This is a genomic window from Streptomyces sp. NPDC107528 (assembly GCF_055639295.1).
The window spans coordinates 482706-503240 of the sequence record NZ_JBVKAV010000006.1; the positions used below are offsets into that span (position 1 = coordinate 482706).

Here is a 20535-nt window from a genome sequence, read left to right on the forward strand (position 1 = left end):
CCGGAGCCCACCATGTCGGTCACCCATACCCTCGAGGCCGATGTCCTGCGACGGCAGGACCCGCAGCTCGCCGACATCCTGCTCGGGGAGCTCGAGCGGCAGTCGACGACGCTTCAGCTCATCGCCGCCGAGAACTTCACCTCGTCGGCCGTGCTGGCGGCGCTCGGGTCGCCGCTCGCCAACAAGTACGCGGAGGGGTACCCGGGCGCCCGCTACCACGGCGGATGCGAGATGGTCGATGTCGCCGAGCGCCTCGCCGTCGAGCGGGCCAAGGCGCTGTTCGGCGCCGAGCACGCCAACGTCCAGTCCCATTCGGGGTCTTCGGCCGTCCTCGCCGCGTACGCCGCCCTGCTGCGCCCCGGCGACACCGTCCTCGCCCTCGGTCTGCCGTACGGCGGACACCTCACGCACGGGTCGCCCGCCAACTTCTCCGGCCGCTGGTTCGACTTCGTCGGCTACGGGGTGGACGCCGAGACCGGGCTCATCGACTACGACCAGGTGCGCACGCTCGCCCGCAACCACCGGCCCAAGGCCGTCGTGTGCGGGTCCATCGCCTACCCGCGCCACATCGACTACGCCGTTTTCCGCGACATCGCGGACGAGGTGGGCGCGTATCTCATCGCCGACGCCGCTCACCCGATGGGGCTCGTCGCCGGCGGAGCGGCCCCGAACCCGGTGCCGTACGCCGATGTGGTGTGCGCCACCACCCACAAGGTGCTGCGTGGTCCGCGCGGCGGCATGATCCTGTGCGGCTCGGAAGTCGCCGAGCGGATCGACCGCGCTGTGTTTCCTTTCACACAGGGCGGCGCCCAGATGCACACCATCGCCGCCAAGGCCGTCGCGTTCGGCGAGGCGGCAACCCCGGCGTTCGCGGTGTACGCCCATCAGGTGGTCGCCAATGCCAGAACCCTGGCAGCCGGGCTGGCGGCCGAGGGTCTTGTCGTCACCACGGGTGGCACCGACACACACCTCATCACCGCCGACCCGGCGCCCCTCGGCGTCGACGGCCGGGACGCACGCGGACGGCTCGCGGCGGCCGGGATGGTGCTGGACTGCTGCGCCCTGCCGCACGCCGACGCCCGCGGCCTGCGCCTCGGCACGGCGGCCGTGACCACCCAGGGCATGGGGGAGGCGGAGATGGTGTGGCTCGCCGCACTGCTGGCGAGCGTGCTGCGAGGAGAGACCGAAACTCAGAAGGCGCGTGAAGAAGTGCGGGAGCTGGCCGGTAGATTTCTGCCGTATCCCGGCTGAGACGGGGTAGACGCACCTGCGCACACAGCCACTCGTGCAACCATCGTCGCTACCCGGAAGTCCCCACACATATGCGTCGCGTATCTGTACGTCGCTAGGGTGTGGGGCTGAGATGGCCAGCGAGACTTGTGGGGAAGCCCGTGCGTGAATACCTGCTGACGCTCTGCATCACGGCCGCGGTGACGTATCTGCTGACAGGGCCGGTGCGGAAGTTCGCGATCGTGGCCGGAGCGATGCCGGAGATCCGGGCACGCGACGTGCACCGGGAACCCACTCCGCGGCTCGGCGGTATCGCGATGTTCTTCGGCCTGTGCGCGGGCCTGCTGGTCGCGGACCACCTGACCAACCTCAGTACGGTCTTCGAGAAGTCCAACGAACCGCGGGCGCTGCTCTCCGGAGCGGCGCTCATCTGGCTGATCGGCGTCCTGGACGACAAGTTCGAGATCGACGCCCTGATCAAGCTGGGCGGCCAGATGATCGCCGCCGGCGTCATGGTCATGCAGGGTCTGACGATCCTGTGGCTGCCGATCCCGACCGTCGGCAATGTCGCGCTGACCCAGTGGCAGGGCACCCTGCTCACCGTCGCCCTCGTCGTCATCACCATCAACGCGGTCAACTTCGTCGACGGCCTCGACGGCCTGGCAGCAGGCGTGGTCTGCATCGCGTCGGCGGCGTTCTTCCTCTACGCCTACCGCGTCTGGGTGTCGTACGGCATCGAGGCCGCCGCCCCCGCCACGCTCTTCTCGGCCATCCTGATGGGCATGTGCCTGGGCTTCCTGCCGCACAACATGCACCCGGCGCGGATCTTCATGGGCGACTCCGGCTCGATGCTGATCGGCCTGGTGCTGGCGGCGGGCGCGATCTCCATCACGGGACAGGTCGACCCGGATGCGCTGAAGCTGTTCGCCGGCTCGGAGAAGGCGGCCGTGCACCAGACGGTGCCGGTCTACATCCCGCTGCTGCTGCCGCTGACGATCATCGCTATCCCGGCCGCCGACCTGGTGCTGGCGATCGTGCGCCGCACCTGGCGCGGCCAGTCCCCGTTCGCCGCCGACCGGGGTCACCTCCACCACCGTCTGCTGGAGATCGGCCACTCCCACAGCCGCGCGGTGCTGATCATGTACTTCTGGTCGGCCCTGATCGCCTTCGGCGCCCTCGCCTACTCGGTGAACTCGGCGTCCATGTGGATCGTGCTCGGGGTGGTGTTCCTCAGCGCCATCGGCCTGGTCCTGCTGCTGCTCCCGCGCTTCACGCCGCGTACGCCCCGCTGGGCCGAGGCCTTCGTGCCCCCGCGCTACCGCCGCAGCGGCGCCGTCGCGGAGCCCGCAGCCACCACACCGCAGTCCGGCGGTGCCGGGGAGTCGGACGGGTCGGACGGGTCGGACGGGTCGGACGAGGAGCAGCGCACTCCGGTCGCCGCCGGCGTCTCGCGCGTCAACGGGGCGACCGCGATCGGCGCCCGTTCGCGGCACCTGGACCGGCGGAAGGCCGGAACGTCGCGCTGACGGTCCGACCGTCAAGGCAAGGGCTCGGGGCCAAGGTAAGAATCTGACTAGAGCATTGCCAAGTCATGGGGGAGCGAAGCGCCCCAATACCAGACAAGTCGACCGCATGCCTGCACAGACGCGCGCCATCACTCTCATGTGTGACACTGAGCACGCCTCCAGGTAAAGACCTCATCAAATAGTTTGTGATACGGTTCACGAGAACCCCCCGGATAGAGCCGAAGGGCCGTAGTGCGACGGTCCATTGGTGTGAGGTTCTCTCTCAGCCCGGGACTACGCTCGTCCATGACGACACCCTGCCCCCACCGTGAAAGCGGAGTTGCCGCCATGCCGTCCAATGACGCCCGGATCTTGCTCCAGGCCGCCGTACCCACAGCCGCCGCCGGTGCTGTTGCCGCCGTCGTCAGTGGGGTGGTTGCCGGTGGCAAGGGGGCGATCGGGGCGGTCGTCGCGACACTTGTCGTGATCCTGTTCATGGGGCTCGGTCTCTACGTTCTCCAGCGCACTGCCAAATCGCTTCCGCATCTGTTCCAGGCAATGGGCCTGATGCTGTACGCGGCGCAGATCCTGCTGCTGTTCATCTTCATGGCCGCGTTCAAGAACACCACGCTGTTCAACCCCCGGGCCTTCGCGATCACGCTGCTCGCGACCACGCTCGTGTGGATCGCGACGCAGACCCGTGCCCACATGAAGGCCAAAATCCTCTACGTCGAACCCGATTCGGGCGTCTCCTCGAAGGGTGACAAGCCCGAAAAGACGGGGCACTCGTCGTGAAGGGTAGGGCCGGGATAAAGCCGCTTGAGAAGTCCTGCTATCGTCCGGTGCCAACTGCGGCATCGCGGGCGCGGGCATCTGAGCTGACGCCTGCTCAATCGCGAGGCGAGATGCCCCACAGCCGCCCCCACATCCGTAACACCAGTCCCGTGCCGAACCGCGGCTGCGCGCCGCGCCGACACAACGAGGTTGCCGTACCTATGCGCCACGCTGAAGGAGCCCGCGGTGAGTGCTGACCCGACGCAGGTGCTCGCCTTCGAGACCGACTGCCACATCTTCGACGGCTGTGGATTCCCGGCTCCCGGCCTGCACTCGTTCCTGTTCGAGCCCCTCTGGGGCGACGGAACCAGCAACGTGTACTTCGACAAGACGATGTTGCTGGCGCTGCTCGGCTCCGTCGTCATCATCGGCTTCTTCTGGGCGGCCTTCCGTAAGCCGCAGGTCGTCCCGGGCAAGCTGCAGATGGTGGCCGAGGCCGGTTACGACTTTGTCCGGCGCGGGATCGTCTACGAGACGATCGGCAAGAAGGAAGGCGAGAAGTACGTACCGCTGATCGTCTCGCTGTTCTTCTTCGTCTGGATGATGAATCTCTGGTCGATCATCCCGGTCGCCCAGTTCCCGGTCACAGCGATCATCTCGTACCCGGTGGGCCTGGCGCTGATCGTCTATGTTCTGTGGGTCTCGCTGACCTTCAAACGTCACGGTTTCGTCGGTGCCCTCAAGAACTTCACCGGCTACGACAAGTCGCTCGGCCCGGTCCTGCCGCTGGCCATGCTGATCGAGTTCTTCTCGAACCTGCTCGTCCGGCCGTTCACGCACGCGGTGCGACTCTTCGCGAACATGTTCGCCGGTCACACGCTGCTGCTCCTCTTCACGATCGCCAGCTGGTACCTGCTGAACGGCATCGGAATCGCCTATGCGGGTGTCTCGTTCATCATGGTCATCGTCATGACGGCCTTCGAGCTGTTCATCCAGGCCCTGCAGGCGTACGTCTTCGTGCTTCTGACCTGCACCTTCATTCAGGGCGCGCTCGCCGAGCACCACTGAGTGCCCGCCCCCTCCACCCCCGCAGACGTCCGGTGGCCAACCCCCACCGGTCCGTACAGAAAAGGAAGAACTGGCATGTCCCAGACCCTTGCCGCTGTTTCCGGCTCGCTCGGCTCCATCGGCTACGGCCTTGCTGCCATCGGTCCCGGCGTCGGCGTCGGCATCATCTTCGGTAACGGCACTCAGGCCCTGGCCCGTCAGCCCGAAGCTGCCGGCCTGATCCGCGCCAACCAGATCCTCGGCTTCGCCTTCTGTGAGGCGCTCGCCCTCATCGGTCTGGTCATGCCGTTCGTCTACGGCAAGTGATCTGCGGATCCACAACCAGCCGACTAGACGAAAGGCATTGATATGAGCCAGCTGCTCGTTCTGGCGGTCGAGGAGTCGGAGAACCCCCTCGTCCCGCCGATCCCCGAGCTTGTCATCGGCCTGATCGCCTTCGTCATCGTCTTCGGCTTCCTCGCCAAGAAGCTGCTCCCGAACATCAACAAGGTTCTGGAAGAGCGTCGCGAGGCCATCGAGGGCGGTATCGAGAAGGCCGAGGCTGCGCAGACCGAGGCCCAGAGCGTTCTGGAGCAGTACAGGGCCCAGCTCGCCGAGGCCCGGCACGAGGCCGCGCGTCTGCGCCAGGAGGCGCAGGAACAGGGCGCCACGCTCATCGCCGAGATGCGCGCGGAAGGCCAGCGGCAGCGCGAGGAGATCGTCGCCGCCGGTCACGCCCAGGTCGAGGCCGACCGCAAGGCCGCCGCGTCCGCGCTGCGCCAGGACGTCGGCAAGCTCGCCACCGAACTGGCCGGCAAGCTCGTCGGCGAGTCCCTCGAGGACCACGCCCGGCAGAGCCGTGTCATCGACCGCTTCCTCGAGGACCTCGAGGAGAAGGCCGAGGCCGCGCGATGAACGGAGCGAGCCGCGAGGCCCTGGCAGCCGCACGTGAGCGTCTCGACGCGCTGACGGACAACACGTCCGTCGACGCGGCCAAGCTCGCCGACGAGCTGGCCGCCGTCACCGCGCTGCTCGACCGCGAGGTGTCGGTGCGTCGGGTCCTCACCGACCCGGCGCAGGCCGGCGAGGCCAAGGCCGAGCTGGCTCAGCGCCTGCTCGGCGGCCAGGTCGGCGGCGAGACCGCTGACCTGCTGGCCGGCATGGTGCGTTCCCGCTGGTCGCAGTCCCGCGACCTGGTGGACGCGCTGGAGGAGCTGGCGGACACCGCCGACCTCACCGCCGCGCAGCGCACGGGCAAGCTCGACGACGTCGAGGACGAGCTGTTCCGGTTCGGCCGGATCGTCTCCTCGAGCACCGAGCTGCGTGCCGCGCTGACCAACCGCGCCGCAACGGCGTCGGCCAAGGGCGAGCTGCTGCGCAGCCTGCTCGGCGGCCGGGCCAAGGCGACCACGGAGCGTCTGGTGACGCGTCTTGTGACCGCGCCGCGTGGACGTAGCCTGGAGTCGGGACTGGAGTCCCTGTCCAAGCTCGCCGCCGAGCGCCGGGACCGCATGGTGGCCATCGTCACCTCGGCGGTGCCGCTGAGCGACCCGCAGAGGCAGCGCCTGGGTGCCGCCCTCGCGAAGCTCTACGGCCGCCAGATGCACCTCAACCTCGACGTGGACCCCGAGGTCGTCGGCGGAATCCGGGTGCAGGTCGGTGACGAGGTCATCAACGGCTCCCTCGCGGACCGCATCGAGGACGCCGGCCGTCGACTGGCGAGCTAGCAGCAACTTCATAGCAAGAGCAGTACGTACTTACGACGGCCCATGTTGGGCCGTGCAGAGGATTCACCTCTTTTACGGGGGGAGTCCCCATCCCCCCAAAGTGAAACTTCGGGCCCAACAAGGAGAGCAGGGAACCCAGATGGCGGAGCTCACGATCCGGCCGGAGGAGATCCGGGACGCGCTGGAGAACTTCGTCCAGTCGTACAAGCCGGACGCGGCCTCGCGCGAGGAGGTCGGTACGGTCACCCTTGCCGGCGACGGCATCGCGAAGGTCGAGGGCCTGCCCTCGGCCATGGCCAACGAACTGCTGAAGTTCGAGGACGGCACCCTCGGCCTCGCGCTGAACCTGGAAGAGCGCGAGATCGGCGCCGTCGTCCTCGGTGAGTTCAGCGGCGTCGAGGAGGGTCAGTCGGTCTCCCGTACCGGTGAGGTCCTCTCCGTGGCCGTCGGCGAGGGCTACCTCGGCCGCGTCGTCGACCCGCTCGGTAACGCGATCGACGGCCTCGGCGAGATCGAGACGTCCGGCCGCCGTGCCCTGGAGCTTCAGGCTCCGGGCGTCATGGCCCGTAAGTCGGTGCACGAGCCGATGGAGACCGGCTACAAGGCCGTCGACGCGATGACCCCGATCGGCCGTGGCCAGCGTCAGCTGGTCATCGGTGACCGCCAGACCGGCAAGACCGCTCTGGCCGTCGACACGATCATCAACCAGCGCGACAACTGGCGCACCGGCGACCCGAACAAGCAGGTCCGCTGCATCTACGTCGCCATCGGTCAGAAGGGCTCGACGATCGCGTCGGTCCGCCGCGCGCTGGAGGAGAACGGCGCGCTGGAGTACACGACCATCGTCGCCGCCCCGGCGTCCGACCCGGCCGGCTTCAAGTACCTGGCGCCGTACACCGGTTCGGCCATCGGCCAGCAGTGGATGTACGAGGGCAAGCACGTCCTCATCATCTTCGACGACCTCTCGAAGCAGGCCGACGCCTACCGCGCCGTGTCCCTGCTGCTGCGCCGCCCGCCGGGCCGTGAGGCCTACCCGGGTGACGTCTTCTACCTGCACTCCCGTCTGCTGGAGCGCTGCGCGAAGCTCTCCGACGACATGGGCGCCGGTTCGATGACGGGTCTGCCGATCGTCGAGACCAAGGCCAACGACGTCTCGGCGTTCATCCCGACCAACGTCATCTCCATCACCGACGGCCAGTGCTTCCTGGAGTCGGACCTGTTCAACGCCGGTCAGCGCCCCGCGCTGAATGTCGGTATCTCCGTCTCCCGAGTCGGTGGTTCCGCGCAGCACAAGGCGATGCGACAGGTCTCCGGTCGTCTGCGTCTGGACCTGGCCCAGTACCGCGAGCTGGAGGCGTTCGCCGCCTTCGGTTCCGACCTGGACGCCGCGTCGAAGGCGCAGCTGGAGCGTGGTTCGCGTCTGGTCGAGCTGCTCAAGCAGGCTCAGTACCAGCCGATGGCCATCGAGGACCAGGTCGTCTCGGTCTGGGGTGCCACCACCGGCAAGATGGACGACGTGCCGGTCGGCGACATCCGCCGCTTCGAGAAGGAGCTCCTCGAGTACCTGCACCGCAAGGAGCAGGGCCTGATGACCTCTATCAAGGAGGGCGCCAAGATGTCGGACGACACCCTCACCGCTGTTGCCGACGCGATCGCCGACTTCAAGAAGCAGTTCGAGACGTCGGACGGCAAGCTGCTCGGCGAAGAGGCCGGTCCGAAGGCGACCAGCGCCTCCAAGTGACGTAAGGAAGGGACCTGACTCATGGGAGCCCAGCTCCGGGTCTACAAGCGTCGCATCCGATCCGTCACCGCGACCAAGAAGATCACCAAGGCGATGGAGATGATCGCCGCCTCGCGTGTCGTCAAGGCGCAGCGCAAGGTGGCGGCCTCCACGCCGTACGCGACCGAGCTCACCCGCGCGGTCACGGCGGTCGGTACCGGCTCGAACACCAAGCACCCGCTGACCACGCAGGCCGAGACGGTCACGCGGTCCGCGGTGCTGCTCCTGACGAGCGACCGGGGTCTCGCCGGTGCCTTCAACTCGAACGCCATCAAGATCGCGGAGCAGCTGACCGCGCGTCTGGAGCGCGAGGGCCACGAGGTCGAGATCTACATCGTCGGCCGCCGCGGTGTCGCCCACTACAACTTCCGTGAGCGCAAGATCGCGGAGTCGTGGAGCGGTTTCACCGACGAGCCGTCGTACGCGGACGCCAAGAAGGTCGCGGCTCCGCTGATCGAGGCGATCGAGAAGGACACGGCCGAGGGTGGCGTGGACGAACTCCACATCGTCTTCACCGAGTTCGTCTCGATGATGACGCAGACGGCGCTCGACGACCGTCTGCTGCCGCTCAGCCTCGAAGAGGTCGCGAAGGAGGCTGCCCCCAAGGGCGAGATCCTTCCGCTGTTCGACTTCGAGCCCTCGGCGGAGGACGTCCTCGACGCCCTGCTGCCGCGCTACGTGGAGAGCCGTATCTACAACGCGCTGCTCCAGTCGGCCGCCTCCAAGCACGCCGCCACGCGGCGGGCGATGAAGTCGGCCACCGACAACGCGGGAGAGCTCATCGAGACGCTCTCGCGGCTTGCCAACGCGGCCCGCCAGGCCGAAATCACCCAGGAAATCAGCGAGATCGTCGGTGGCTCCGCAGCCCTGGCCGACGCGACCGCGGGGAGTGACAGGTAATGACGACGACAGTTGAGACGGCCGTTGCCACGGGCCGCGTCGCCCGGGTCATCGGCCCGGTCGTCGACGTGGAATTCCCCGTCGACGCCATGCCGGAGATCTACAACGCCCTTCACGTCGAGGTGGCCGACCCGGCCCAGGACGGCGCGAAGAAGACGCTGACCCTGGAGGTCGCCCAGCACCTGGGTGACGGCCTGGTCCGCACGATCTCGATGCAGCCCACCGACGGTCTGGTCCGCCAGGCCCCGGTCACCGACACCGGTGCCTCCATCACGGTGCCCGTCGGTGATTTCACCAAGGGCAAGGTGTTCAACACCCTCGGTGAGGTGCTGAACGTCGACGAGAAGTACGACGGCGAGCGCTGGGGCATCCACCGCAAGGCGCCGAACTTCGACGAGCTCGAGTCGAAGACCGAGATGTTCGAGACCGGCGTCAAGGTCATCGACCTTCTCACCCCGTACGTCAAGGGTGGAAAGATCGGTCTGTTCGGCGGTGCCGGCGTCGGCAAGACGGTGCTCATCCAGGAGATGATCTACCGCGTCGCCAACAACCACGACGGTGTCTCCGTGTTCGCCGGTGTCGGCGAGCGCACCCGTGAGGGCAACGACCTCATCGAGGAGATGGCCGAGTCGGGCGTCATCGACAAGACCGCCCTGGTCTTCGGTCAGATGGACGAGCCCCCGGGCACCCGTCTGCGCGTCGCGCTGGCCGGCCTCACCATGGCCGAGTACTTCCGTGACGTCCAGAAGCAGGACGTGCTGTTCTTCATCGACAACATCTTCCGCTTCACGCAGGCCGGTTCCGAGGTCTCGACCCTGCTCGGCCGTATGCCCTCCGCGGTGGGCTACCAGCCGAACCTGGCCGACGAGATGGGTCTCCTCCAGGAGCGCATCACCTCGACCCGTGGTCACTCGATCACCTCGATGCAGGCGATCTACGTCCCCGCGGACGACCTGACCGACCCGGCCCCGGCCACCACGTTCGCCCACCTCGACGCGACGACGGTTCTGTCCCGTCCGATCTCCGAGAAGGGCATCTACCCGGCCGTGGACCCGCTGGACTCCACGTCCCGCATCCTGGACCCGCGCTACATCGCGGCGGACCACTACAACACCGCGATGCGCGTCAAGGGGATCCTGCAGAAGTACAAGGACCTCCAGGACATCATCGCCATCCTCGGCATCGACGAGCTCGGCGAGGAGGACAAGCTGGTCGTCCAGCGTGCCCGCCGTGTCGAGCGCTTCCTGTCCCAGAACACCCACGTCGCCAAGCAGTTCACCGGCGTGGACGGTTCGGACGTGCCGCTGGACGAGTCGATCACCGCGTTCAACGCGATCATCGACGGTGACTTCGACCACTTCCCGGAGCAGGCCTTCTTCCTCTGCGGTGGTATCGAGGACCTGAAGAAGAACGCGAAGGAGCTGGGCGTCTCCTGACGCACCGGTGCTTGTGAGCCATTGAGCTCTGATGAGGGGGCGGGGGTTCGTCCCGCCCCCTCATCCACGCCTACTAGACTTGTAACCAACACCCGGCAGAACCCGCCGGGTGGTGACCCGAGGAGCCACCTTGGCTGCTGAGCTGCACGTCGCGCTGGTCGCCGCCGACCGTGAGGTCTGGTCGGGCCAGGCCACCCTGGTCGTCGCGCGCACCACGTCCGGCGACATCGGCGTCATGCCCGGTCACCAGCCGCTGCTCGGTGTGCTGGAGTCGGGCCCCGTGACCATCCGTACGAGTGAAGGTGGAACCGTCATCGCCGCGGTGCACGGCGGTTTCATCTCGTTCGCCGACGACAAGCTGTCGCTGCTGGCCGAGATCGCCGAGCTGTCGGACGAGATCGATGTCCAGCGCGCGGAGCGGGCGCTGGAGCGCGCGCAGTCCGACGACGACGCCTCCGCCGAGCGCCGCGCGGAGGTTCGTCTGCGGGCGGCGACGGCGCGCTGACCCCTGGAGGTACCTCCCGGGCCCTTTAGGCTCTGGAGGGAGCGCACGCGATGACGTCACTCAGCCGCGGCTGGGACCGGAGCAATCCGGTGCCGGTCGCGGCTGAGGCAGATATGGAAGTTTTTTCCGTTCCGTTACCTAGGAGACGAGGAGGTCGGTGTCGATGGTCCTCGCTCTGACTGTGTGCGGAATCGTCGTCGCCCTCGTGGTGCTGGGGTTGTTCGTCTTCGGCCTGCGCCGACGGCTCATCCAGCGCTCGGGCGGCACGTTCGACTGTTCCCTGCGCTGGGACGTGCCGGAGAAACCCGACACCAGTGGCAAGGGCTGGAGCTACGGCGTCGCCCGCTACAACGGCGACCGCATCGAGTGGTACCGCGTCTTTTCCTACGCCTATCGCCCGCGCCGCATCCTGGAGCGCTCCGCCATCGAGGTGGCCGGCCGCCGGGTACCCGACGGCGAGGAGGAACTGGCGCTGCTCTCCGACGCGGTGATCCTCACCTGCCTCCATCGGGGCACGCGCCTCGAACTGGCCATGAGTGACGACGCGCTGACCGGATTTCTCGCGTGGCTGGAAGCAGCCCCGCCCGGACAGCGAGTGAATGTGGCGTAGCCACATTCACTCGCTGGGTGGGGGAGCGTCAATGTTGCTTAACGGGCCTACTTCAGCCCGCTGTTGATGGCGGTCACCAGCTCACCGTTGCTGGTGTCGCCGCTGAACTCCCAGAAGAACGCGCCGCCGAGGCCCTGGTTCTTGGCCCAGGTCATCTTTCCGGCGATGGTCGACGGGGTGTCGTAGGACCACCAGTTGTTGCCGCAGTGCGCATAGGCCGTGCCTGCGATGGTGCCGTTCGACGGGCACGAGTTCTTGAGGACCTTGTAGTCCTCGATGCCCGCCTCGTAGGTGCCAGGGGCCGCGCCGGTCGCCGAGCCGCCGGGGGCGGACTGGGTGACGCCGGTCCAGCCGCGGCCGTAGAAGCCGATGCCGAGCAGCAGCTTGGCGGACGGGACGCCCTTCGACTTCAGCTTGGCGATCGCGTCGGCGGAGTTGAAGCCCGCCTGCGGGATGCCTGCGTACGAGGTGAGCGGCGAGTGCGGGGCGGTCGGACCGTCCGCGTCGAAGGCGCCGAAGTAGTCGTACGTCATCACGTTGTACCAGTCGAGGTACTGGGAGGCGCCGCCGTAGTCGGCCGCGTCGATCTTGCCGCCGTTGGAGCCGTCGGCGGTGATGGCCGCGGTGACCAGGTAGTTCGAGCCGAACTCGGTGCGCAGGGCGGACATCAGGTTCTTGAACGCGGCAGGTCCTGAGGTGTCGCAGGTCAGGCCGCAGGCGTTCGGGTACTCCCAGTCGATGTCGATGCCGTCGAAGACGTCGGCCCAGCGCGGGTCCTCCACGACGGCCTTGCAGGACTTGGCGAACGCCGCCGCGTTGGCCGCCGCCTGGCCGAAGCCGCCGGAGTAGGTCCAGCCGCCGAATGAGTACAGCACCTTGATGTGCGGGTACTTGGCCTTCAGCTGGCGCAGCTGGTTGAAGTTGCCGCGCAGCGGCTGGTCCCAGGTGTCTGCGGAGCCGCTGACGGACTGGTCGGCGGTGTAGGCCTTGTCGTAGGCGGCGTAGGTGTCGTCGACGGTGCACTGACCGTTCTTGACGTTGCCGAACGCGTAGTTGATGTGGGTGATCTTCGAGGCGGAGCCCGAGGTCACCAGATTCTTGACGTGGTAGTTGCGGCCGTAGACACCCCACTCGGTGAAGTACCCGAGGTTGATTTTCGCGCCGGGGTTCGGGTCGGTGCCGCCGCCGGTGGTGCGCACCGCGCGGGCGCCGCTCGCCGGACCGGTCTGGTCGGCGGTGTCACGGGCCTGGACGGTGTAGGAGTAGTCGGTGCCGGCGGTCAGGCCGCTGTCGGTGTACGACGTGCCCGTCGCCGTCGCGACCTTGGTGCCGTCGCGCAGGACGTCGTAGTTCTTGATGCCCTTGTCGTCGGTGGCGGCCGACCAGGTCAGCTTCACCGAGGTGTTGGTGATGTCGGATGCGCTGGGCGTGCCGGGAGCGGACGGCGGGTTGTCGCCGGGGACGCTGCCGCCGTCACAACTGCCGCCGTTGAGCTTGCAGTTGGCGGGGGAGCCGGTGCCGGTGCCGTTGAAGCCGAAGGTGACGGAGGCGCCGGGGGCGAGGGAGCCGTTCCAGGACTTGTTCTTGGCGGTCCAGTGAGTGCCGGAGGAAGTGACGTCGGCGTCCCAGGCGGAGGTGACGGACGTGCCGGAGGGGAAGTCCCACTCGACGGTCCAGGAGCTGAGGGCGGTCGTGCCGGTGTTCTTCACCGTCCACTTGCCCTCGAAGCCGGAGCCCCAGTCCTGGGTCTTGGCGTAGGTGGCGGTGGCGGACGTGGCGGCTTCGGCCGGGCTCGCGAGGCCGACCAGGCCGGCCAGCGGGAGCAGCAGGGTCGCGAACCCTGCCAGGGCTCTGTGTCTGAAGCGCATGCTGCGCCTCCTTGGTGGGGAGTCACGGGGCGCGACTGAGCCTCACGCCCTCTCATGGTGCGGTGAGAATAGAAAGGTCTGGACCACCGGTCAATAGGTCTGGACCAGTTCCGAGGCATAAACCTCAGATGCCCAACTCCTGTGCCAATACGGCCGCTTGGACCCGGCTGCGCAGCTCCAGTTTCCCCAGCAATCGGCTGACATGTGTCTTAACGGTCGCCTCGGCCATGTCGAGCCGGGAGGCGATGTCGGCGTTGGGCAGGCCCTCGCCCAGGCAGGACAGCACCTCGCGCTCGCGCCGGGTGAGGCTGTCCAGGACGGACAGGTCGGCGGTCGGCTCCCGCACGGGCTTCGCGGCGAACTCCGAGATCAGACGCCGGGTGACGGCCGGGGCGATGAGGCCCTCGCCGCGCGCGACCGTGCGTACCGCCTCCAGCAGGTCCTTGGCGTCGGTGTTCTTGAGCAGGAACCCGGACGCGCCCGCCCGCAGCGCCCCGAACACGTACTCGTCCAGGTCGAAGGTGGTCAGCACGAGAACGTCGGCCAGCCGCTCGGCGACGACCTGCCGGGTCGCCGACACCCCGTCCAGGCGTGGCATCTGTACGTCCATCAGCACCAGGTCGGGCCGCAGTTCACGGGCCAGGGTCACCGCCTGCTCACCGTCCGCCGCCTCGCCGACCACGTCGATGTCGGGCGCGCTGCGCAGGATGAGGACCAGCCCGGCACGGACGGCGGACTGGTCCTCGGCGACGAGCACGCGGATCATGCGGGATCTCCTTCGACGGTGTCGGTGACGGGGAGGGCGGCGCGTACGGCCCAGACCTTGCCGTCGGGCGAGTCCTCGGGGCCGGCCTCGAACGTGCCGTCCAGCAGCGCGACGCGTTCCCGCATGCCGACCAGGCCGGCGCCGGAGCCGGGGGCGCGCGGGCCGTCACGGTCGCCGTACGGGCTGGTCACCGTGACGGTGAGCGAGCCGTCCCGGCGGGCGAGGGACACCTTGACCCGGCCAGGCCCGGCGTGCTTGAGGGCGTTGGTCAGCGACTCCTGCACGATGCGGTAGGCGGCGAGTTCGACGGGGGTGGGGACGGTGCCGGGGTCCGCGTCGAGGTGGACGTCGAGGCCGTTGGTGCGGGCGCCCTCGACCAGCGCGTCCAGGCCGTCGAGGGTGGGGGCGGCGACCGGCTCGGTGTCGCCACTGGAGTCGCGCAGGATGCCGATGAGCCGGCGCATCTCGGCGAGGCCCTCGACGCTGTTCTCGCGGATGACCGTCAGGGCGTCCCGGGAGGTCTTCGGATCGTCGAGGGAAAGTGCGGCCGTCGAGTGGATGGCGATGGCGGACAGGTGGTTGGCGACCATGTCGTGCAACTCGCGTGCCATGCGCGAGCGTTCCGAGGTCACGGCCTGCGCGCGGTCCATCTCGGCGAGCAGCGCGGTCTGTTCGGCGCGCAGCCGGGCGGCCTCGGCGGCGTCACGGTGGTTGCGCACGATCCAGCCCGTGGCGGCGGGACCGTACGCCACGACTCCGACGACCACGCCGATCAGCAGCGCCTCCGGCTTGCGCCACACCGCGAACGGCACCAGTGTCGCGGCCACCGTGAGCAGGCCGGTGATCCACTGGATGCGGCGGGCCGAGGCGAGCGGGCCGTACAGCACGGCCGCGTAGACGATGTCGGTGAACATCAGGACCGTCGCCAGATTGCCCTGCGTCACGACGTCCGCGCAGATCGCGACCGAGCCGGTCAGCAGGGCTGTGCGCGGGGCCGCCCGGCGCAGCAGCTCGCAGCAGGCCATGACGCCGAGCGGCACCAGGATGGGCCAGGGGCCCTCGAAGAGCGTGATCGGGTCGTCGGCGGGCCGGGTGCCCAGGCCGATGCTCACCAGCAGCAGGCCGCCGAGCAGCCCGCCGACAGCGATGTACACGTCGAAGCGGCGCGGGCGGGGGAGGAGCATGGCTCCCATCCAACACGGTGTGCGCGGTCCGCGCCTGATTCCCGGGAAGGGTCCTGGACTGCATCTTTCGATGTACCGCGAGTTCGTCAGTGGCGACGACGAAAGCGCCCTGTCCCGACGGGAGCCTGGAAGGGTGACCGAAGGGAGCAAGTTGTGATCGTCGCCCTCATCATCGCCTGCGAGGTCGGCTTCTGGGTGCTGCTGGCCCTGGGCCTGTCCGTCCGCTACCTGCTGAAGTGGCGCCGCACGAGCGTGGTGCTGCTGCTGTGCGAGCCGGTGCTGGAGCTGGTCCTGTTCGTCGCCACGGCGATCGACCTGAAGAACGGTGCCGAGCCGGGCTGGGAGCACGGCCTGGCAGCGATCTACATCGGCTACACCGTGGCGTACGGCCACTACACGATCCGCTGGCTGGACGGCCACGCCGCCCACCGCCTGGCCGGCGCCCCGCGCCCGCCCAAGCCACCGCAGTACGGCATGGCAAGGGCCCGGCACGAGGGACGCCTGTGGCTGCGGACGCTGCTCGCGGCGGCGGTGGCCTGTGCGCTCCTCCAGGGCGCCGTCTGGTACGTCGGGGACGGCGACACCTCGTCCCTGCGGTCCTTCCAGTGGGTGGCGCTGCGCGCCGCCGGCATCCACGGCCTGGTCGCGCTGGCCTATCTGATCTGGCCAAAGCAGCCCAAGGGTGAGACAGCGTCGGCCGACCGGTTCGCCGCGCCGAAGGAGAACGCCCGCCGGTGAACTCCTAGCGCTCCCCGCCCGGCACCCACAGCACGTCCCCGACCTCCTTGTTCGCGATCCTCGCCAGGATGAACAGGAGGTCGGACAGGCGGTTCAGATAGGTCGCCGTCAGCGGGTTCATCGCCTCGCCGTGGACCTCCAGCGCCGCCCACGTCGAGCGCTCGGCACGGCGTACGACCGTGCAGGCCTGGTGCAGCAGGGCCGCACCCGGTGTGCCGCCCGGCAGGATGAAGGACCGCAGCTTCTCCAACTGTTCGTTGAAGTGGTCGCAGTCGGCTTCCAGCTTGTCGATGTAGAACTGCTCGACCCGCAGGGGTGGGAACTCCGGGTTCTCCACCACCGGCGTCGACAGGTCCGCGCCCACGTCGAACAGGTCGTTCTGCACACGGGTGAGGACCTTGACGACCTCCTCGTCGAGCCCGCCCAGCGCGATGGCGGTGCCGAGAACCGCATTGGCCTCGTTGGCGTCGGCGTACGCCGAGATCCGCAGATCGGTCTTGGCGACCCGGCTCATGTCGCCGAGGGCGGTGGTGCCCTGGTCGCCGGTCCTGGTGTAGATGCGCGTCAGATTGACCATGTGGCCAGCGTAGTTACGCTCCGGCGGTTCGGAACACGCGTGTGCCGACCGTCACGGTCAGCGCGGCGAAGGCGATCGCGACCAGAACGCCGTACAGCATGGGCGTTGTCGCGTACGAGCCGACGTACGCGTCGCGCACGGCGTCCACCAGATAGCGGAACGGTACGAAGTGCGACAGCACGTCCAGCCACGTCGGCCCCAGCGTCATCGGCAGCATCAGGCCCGACAGCAGCATCATCGGCATCGTCATGGCGTTGATCGCCGGGCCGAACTCCTGCGGGGTACGGACCTTCATGGCGAGCGCGTACGACAGCGAGGCCAGCGACACCGTCAGCAGTCCGACGAACGCGAATCCGATCAGCACGCCAGGCAGGGGTGCCCGCAGGCCCATCACCAGCGCCGCGAGCACCAGCAGCACAGCCTGGAAGACGAACACCGTGGCATCGCGCAGCACCCGGCCCAGCAGCAGGGCGAGCCGGCTGACGGGCGTCACCCGCATCCGCTCGACCACCCCCTGGCCCTTCTCGATGATGATCGAGAACCCGGCGAACGACGCCCCGAACAAGCCGAGTTGGAGCAGCAGGCCGGGGACGAGAACCTGCCATGAACTCCCCTCCCCGCCCAGCGGCAGATCCGTCAGCAGCGGGCCGAAGAACAGCAGGTACAGCAGCGGCATCAGCACGCCGAAGAGCAGGGCGAAGCGGGAGCGCAGGGACTGACGGAGATAGCGGCCGTAGATGAGGGCCGTGTCGTGCAGCAGCATCAGAGGGGTCCTATACGGCTACGGGGGCGGCGTCGGCCCGGGCGGGACCGCGGCCGGTGATGGCGAGGAACGTGTCCTGGAGGCTCGCGTCGATCGAGCCGCCGTACTGCAGCTTCAGCGCGGTCGGCGTCCCCTCGGCCACGACCACGCCCCGGTCGACGACGACCAGGCGGTCGGAGAGGGCGTCGGCCTCGTCGAGGTAGTGGGTGGTCAGGAACACCGTCGTGCCGTGCTCGTCGCGCAGGCGCCGGATCAGGGCCCACAGGTCGGCGCGGCTGCCGGGGTCGAGGCCGGTCGTCGGCTCGTCGAGGAAGAGGACCTTCGGGCGGTGCGTGAGCGCCATCGCGATGTCGAGGCGCCGCCGCTGGCCGCCGGAGAGGGCGCCGGCCTTGCGGTCGAGGAGGTCGGTCAGGTCCAGGTCGCGCGCCAACTCCTCGGCGCGCTCGGTCGCTTGCGGCTTCGTCAGGCGGTACAGCCGGCCCTGGGTGACCAGCTCCTCCCGCACGCTGATCTGCGGGTCGACCCCGCCCGACTGGGCCACGTAACCGCACGCCCGCCGCACTCCGGCGGGATCGGTCGCGAGATCGCAGCCCGCCACGGTGGCCGCGCCCCCGGTGGGCGCCAGCAGGGTCGTCAGCATCCGCAGGGTCGTCGTCTTGCCGGCCCCGTTCGGGCCCAGGAAGCCGAGGATCTCGCCCTCGCGGACGGTCAGGTCGATGCCGCGCACGGCCTCGACCGGGCCGAGTTTCGTCTGGAAGGTACGGGCCAGTCCGGCCGTACTGATGATGGGCATAGCCCCAGAAAAACAGAGTCTCTTAAATTTTGCAATGGACCCAAAGTTTCAGAAAGCCCAGCGAAGCTAGGATGGAGTCATGGCTGAAGGGCTCAGGGAGCGGAAGAAGCGCGAGACGAGGCAGCGGCTCTCGGACATCGCCACCGGGCTGTTCCTGGAGCACGGGTTCCTGACGGTGACCATCGCGGACGTGGCGGAGGCCGCCGACGTCTCCGTGAACACCGTCTACAACTACTTCCCGGCGAAGGAGGACCTCTTCTTCGACCGCTCCGCCGGCGTCGTCGAGCAGCTCTCCCGCTGGGTGCGCGGCCGGGACGAAGGGGAGTCCGCCGCCCGGGCCGTGCTGCGTGAAATGCGTGCCGAGGTCGAGGCGGTCTCGCCGCGGATCGGCCTCCTGGAGGGCTACGACCGCTTCATGCGCGTCATCCACGAGGCGCCGCCGCTGCGCTCCCGGCTGTGGAGCCTCCAGCAGGAGATCCTCGACCACCTCGAAGCCACCCTGCGCGAGGAGGCCGGTGCGGCTGACGGTGACCCGCTCCCCGGGCTGATCGCGGGTCAGATCTCCTGGATCCACGGCACCGTCTTCGTCGCCGTCGGCCGCGAGATGCTCAAGGGTCGCAATCCGGACGAAGTATCACGAGAGATGCTGGTCCTTCTCGACGACATGGAGGAGCTGTTGAGCGAGAAGGTGCTCAACTACGCCGTCCGTGGCGCGTAATGGCCCGTGCCGGTGTGATGTCCGTCAAGTGAGACGTGACTCGCGTTACTAACCGGTCACACAGTCCCTCACGAGCGCTAAGGTCCGCCGAAGAGCAACCTAAACAGGGTGTAAGGCGTTTCAAAGGGGAGTCGCAACAGTGGCACGGAAGCTTGCCGTCATCGGCGCCGGCTTGATGGGTTCCGGGATCGCTCAGGTCTCCGCTCAGGCGGGCTGGGACGTGGTCCTGCGTGACGTCACCGACGAGGCGTTGAAGCGCGGCACCGACGGCATCAAGGCGTCGTACGACAAGTTCGTCAGCAAGGGCAGGCTGGAGGCGCACGACGCCGACGCCGCCCTGGCCCGTATCACCGCGACCACCGATCTGGACGCCGCCGCGGACGCGGACATCGTCGTCGAGGCCGTCTTCGAGAAGCTCGAAGTGAAGCACGAGATCTTCCGCGCCCTCGACAAGGTCGTGCGCGAGGACACCGTGCTCGCCTCCAACACCTCCGCCATCCCGATCACCAAGATCGCGGCCGCCACCGAGCGTCCCGAGCGGGTCGTGGGTGTGCACTTCTTCTCGCCGGTCCCGATGATGCAACTGTGCGAGCTGGTCCGCGGTTACAAGACGAGCGACGAAACCCTCGCCACCGCGCGCGAGTTCGCCGAGTCGGTCGGCAAGACCTGCATCGTCGTCAACCGGGATGTCGCCGGGTTCGTGACGACCCGCCTCATCTCGGCGCTCGTCGTCGAGGCCGCCAAACTCTACGAGTCGGGCGTCGCCACCGCCGAGGACATCGACCTCGCCTGCAAGCTGGGCTTCGGTCACGCCATGGGCCCCCTCGCCACGGCCGACCTCACCGGCGTCGACATCCTGCTGCACGCCACCAGCAACATCTACACCGAGTCCCAGGACGAGAAGTTCGCCCCGCCGGAGCTGATGCGCCGGATGGTGGACGCGGGTGACATCGGCCGCAAGAGCGGGCAAGGCTTCTACAGCTACTGAGCTTTCGTAAAGCACCGCACAGCCCCTGCACGCATCACGCGATGGGGTGAATTCGGTATCGGTTCGCTTACAGACGGCAACCTCAGGCCCCTCAACGCAGTCAGAGGTTGCATCACCGGCCACAGCGAAGACTCACAGCAGACACAGGCACAGATACAGGCACAGGCAACAGGCAACGCATCGCGGAGCACGACGCACGCTTGGGGAGCGCATATGCACATCAGGGGCGACCACGCCGAACTGGTCGTCGGGGGCGTCCTCGACGTCCGCAGCGCGGCGGACGCCCGTACGGTCCTGCACTCGGCCGTCGACGACGGAGTCGGCGATCTGGTGCTGGACCTGTCCGAGCTGGATTCCTGGGACGCCACCGGACTCGGGGTGATCATGGGAGCCCACCGGCGGGCCGGCCGCTGCGGCCGGCGCCTGGTGCTGCGCGGCGTACCGCCGCAGATGCAGCGCCTGCTGGTGGCCACCCGGCTGCACCGGATCCTGGCGATCGAGGGCGGCATCGGGGTGGAGTCCCTGCCTCGGGTGTGACGCCCGGCACGGGTGGGGCGGGACAGTCGGACGTTCCGGTTGCGAATCGTACGTCGCGAACAATTCTCACGAGACTGTGATGTCTCGGG

General features: G+C 68.2%; 22 protein-coding genes. 16 read left to right on the forward strand and 6 right to left on the reverse strand.

Features of this window, described 5'->3' with window-relative positions; all coding sequences use genetic code 11:
* The first annotated feature begins 12 nt into the window (after window positions 1-12).
* The 12 genes from ACZ7L5_RS21985 to ACZ7L5_RS22040 all read left to right on the forward strand — a co-directional run bounded on the left by ACZ7L5_RS21985 (window position 13) and on the right by ACZ7L5_RS22040 (window position 11514).
* The gene (locus ACZ7L5_RS21985) at window positions 13-1251 is read left to right on the forward strand and encodes a serine hydroxymethyltransferase (protein ID WP_471518424.1); all 1239 of its coding nucleotides are present in this window, start codon (window positions 13-15) and stop codon (window positions 1249-1251) included.
* 140 nt (window positions 1252-1391) lie between these two features.
* Entirely contained in the window at window positions 1392-2756 is a 1365-nt protein-coding gene (locus tag ACZ7L5_RS21990; protein ID WP_471518425.1) for an MraY family glycosyltransferase, read from the forward strand.
* A 327-nt stretch (window positions 2757-3083) separates the two neighbouring features.
* Entirely contained in the window at window positions 3084-3530 is a 447-nt protein-coding gene (locus ACZ7L5_RS21995) for a hypothetical protein (RefSeq protein WP_471518426.1), read from the forward strand.
* 225 nt (window positions 3531-3755) lie between these two features.
* Window positions 3756-4577: a F0F1 ATP synthase subunit A gene (gene atpB / locus ACZ7L5_RS22000; RefSeq protein ID WP_271665855.1), complete on the forward strand. Its 822-nt coding sequence runs from the start codon at window positions 3756-3758 to the stop codon at window positions 4575-4577.
* A gap of 75 nt (window positions 4578-4652) precedes the next feature.
* Complete coding sequence (atpE, locus tag ACZ7L5_RS22005) at window positions 4653-4883, forward strand: ATP synthase F0 subunit C (protein ID WP_024884520.1); 231 nt, start codon at window positions 4653-4655, stop codon at window positions 4881-4883.
* A gap of 42 nt (window positions 4884-4925) precedes the next feature.
* Complete coding sequence (locus tag ACZ7L5_RS22010; RefSeq protein WP_365062849.1) at window positions 4926-5471, forward strand: F0F1 ATP synthase subunit B; 546 nt, start codon at window positions 4926-4928, stop codon at window positions 5469-5471.
* A complete protein-coding gene (locus tag ACZ7L5_RS22015) occupies window positions 5468-6283 on the forward strand; it encodes a F0F1 ATP synthase subunit delta (RefSeq protein ID WP_471518427.1) in 816 nt (271 codons plus the stop codon). Before ACZ7L5_RS22010 ends, ACZ7L5_RS22015 begins: the two co-directional genes overlap by 4 nt.
* A 139-nt stretch (window positions 6284-6422) precedes the next feature.
* Window positions 6423-8024, forward strand: coding sequence for a F0F1 ATP synthase subunit alpha (atpA, locus tag ACZ7L5_RS22020; protein ID WP_471518428.1), 1602 nt, complete (start codon window positions 6423-6425; stop codon window positions 8022-8024).
* A 21-nt stretch (window positions 8025-8045) separates the two neighbouring features.
* Window positions 8046-8963, forward strand: coding sequence for a F0F1 ATP synthase subunit gamma (locus ACZ7L5_RS22025; RefSeq protein ID WP_362380518.1), 918 nt, complete (start codon window positions 8046-8048; stop codon window positions 8961-8963).
* Window positions 8963-10399: a F0F1 ATP synthase subunit beta gene (gene atpD, locus ACZ7L5_RS22030; RefSeq protein ID WP_351191947.1), complete on the forward strand. Its 1437-nt coding sequence runs from the start codon at window positions 8963-8965 to the stop codon at window positions 10397-10399. The genes ACZ7L5_RS22025 and atpD overlap by 1 nt, the downstream gene beginning before the upstream one ends.
* Before the next feature lie 130 nt (window positions 10400-10529).
* Window positions 10530-10904, forward strand: coding sequence for a F0F1 ATP synthase subunit epsilon (locus ACZ7L5_RS22035; RefSeq protein WP_328879293.1), 375 nt, complete (start codon window positions 10530-10532; stop codon window positions 10902-10904).
* Between the two features lie 163 nt (window positions 10905-11067).
* On the forward strand, window positions 11068-11514 hold the full coding sequence (locus ACZ7L5_RS22040) for a DUF2550 domain-containing protein (RefSeq protein WP_328879292.1): 447 nt from the start codon (window positions 11068-11070) through the stop codon (window positions 11512-11514).
* A 47-nt stretch (window positions 11515-11561) separates the two neighbouring features.
* Here the strand turns inward: ACZ7L5_RS22040 and ACZ7L5_RS22045 are convergent, their stop codons facing one another.
* From ACZ7L5_RS22045 to ACZ7L5_RS22055, 3 genes are all read right to left on the reverse strand, one after another.
* The gene (locus ACZ7L5_RS22045; protein ID WP_467478795.1) at window positions 11562-13382 is read right to left on the reverse strand and encodes a glycosyl hydrolase family 18 protein; all 1821 of its coding nucleotides are present in this window, start codon (window positions 13380-13382) and stop codon (window positions 11562-11564) included.
* A gap of 124 nt (window positions 13383-13506) precedes the next feature.
* Window positions 13507-14148, reverse strand: a complete 642-nt coding sequence (locus tag ACZ7L5_RS22050) for a response regulator (RefSeq protein WP_471518429.1) — start codon at window positions 14146-14148, stop codon at window positions 13507-13509.
* The gene (locus ACZ7L5_RS22055; protein WP_471518430.1) at window positions 14145-15332 is read right to left on the reverse strand and encodes a sensor histidine kinase; all 1188 of its coding nucleotides are present in this window, start codon (window positions 15330-15332) and stop codon (window positions 14145-14147) included. Before ACZ7L5_RS22055 ends, ACZ7L5_RS22050 begins: the two co-directional genes overlap by 4 nt.
* Before the next feature lie 153 nt (window positions 15333-15485).
* On the opposite strand from ACZ7L5_RS22055, the gene ACZ7L5_RS22060 reads away from it, so the two are divergent.
* On the forward strand, window positions 15486-16070 hold the full coding sequence (locus tag ACZ7L5_RS22060; RefSeq protein WP_471518431.1) for a hypothetical protein: 585 nt from the start codon (window positions 15486-15488) through the stop codon (window positions 16068-16070).
* A 4-nt stretch (window positions 16071-16074) separates the two neighbouring features.
* Here ACZ7L5_RS22060 and ACZ7L5_RS22065 read toward each other — a convergent pair whose 3' ends face one another.
* Genes ACZ7L5_RS22065 through ACZ7L5_RS22075 form a run of 3 tightly spaced genes read right to left on the reverse strand, consistent with a single transcriptional unit; the run spans window position 16075 to window position 18203 of the window.
* Window positions 16075-16647 carry a cob(I)yrinic acid a,c-diamide adenosyltransferase gene (locus ACZ7L5_RS22065; RefSeq protein ID WP_471518432.1) on the reverse strand — a complete coding sequence of 191 codons (573 nt, stop codon included), beginning with the start codon at window positions 16645-16647 and terminating at the stop codon, window positions 16075-16077.
* A gap of 13 nt (window positions 16648-16660) precedes the next feature.
* A complete protein-coding gene (locus tag ACZ7L5_RS22070) occupies window positions 16661-17410 on the reverse strand; it encodes an ABC transporter permease (RefSeq protein ID WP_471518433.1) in 750 nt (249 codons plus the stop codon).
* A gap of 10 nt (window positions 17411-17420) precedes the next feature.
* Complete coding sequence (locus tag ACZ7L5_RS22075) at window positions 17421-18203, reverse strand: ABC transporter ATP-binding protein (protein WP_471518434.1); 783 nt, start codon at window positions 18201-18203, stop codon at window positions 17421-17423.
* A gap of 79 nt (window positions 18204-18282) precedes the next feature.
* Here ACZ7L5_RS22075 and ACZ7L5_RS22080 point away from each other — a divergent pair, with 79 nt between their 5' ends.
* The 3 genes from ACZ7L5_RS22080 (at window position 18283) to ACZ7L5_RS22090 (ending at window position 20446) form a co-directional block, all read left to right on the forward strand.
* Window positions 18283-18921: a TetR/AcrR family transcriptional regulator gene (locus tag ACZ7L5_RS22080; protein ID WP_471518435.1), complete on the forward strand. Its 639-nt coding sequence runs from the start codon at window positions 18283-18285 to the stop codon at window positions 18919-18921.
* A 139-nt stretch (window positions 18922-19060) separates the two neighbouring features.
* Complete coding sequence (locus tag ACZ7L5_RS22085) at window positions 19061-19909, forward strand: 3-hydroxyacyl-CoA dehydrogenase family protein (RefSeq protein ID WP_471518436.1); 849 nt, start codon at window positions 19061-19063, stop codon at window positions 19907-19909.
* A 213-nt stretch (window positions 19910-20122) separates the two neighbouring features.
* Window positions 20123-20446: an STAS domain-containing protein gene (locus ACZ7L5_RS22090; protein ID WP_030046661.1), complete on the forward strand. Its 324-nt coding sequence runs from the start codon at window positions 20123-20125 to the stop codon at window positions 20444-20446.
* Window positions 20447-20535 lie beyond the last annotated feature (89 nt).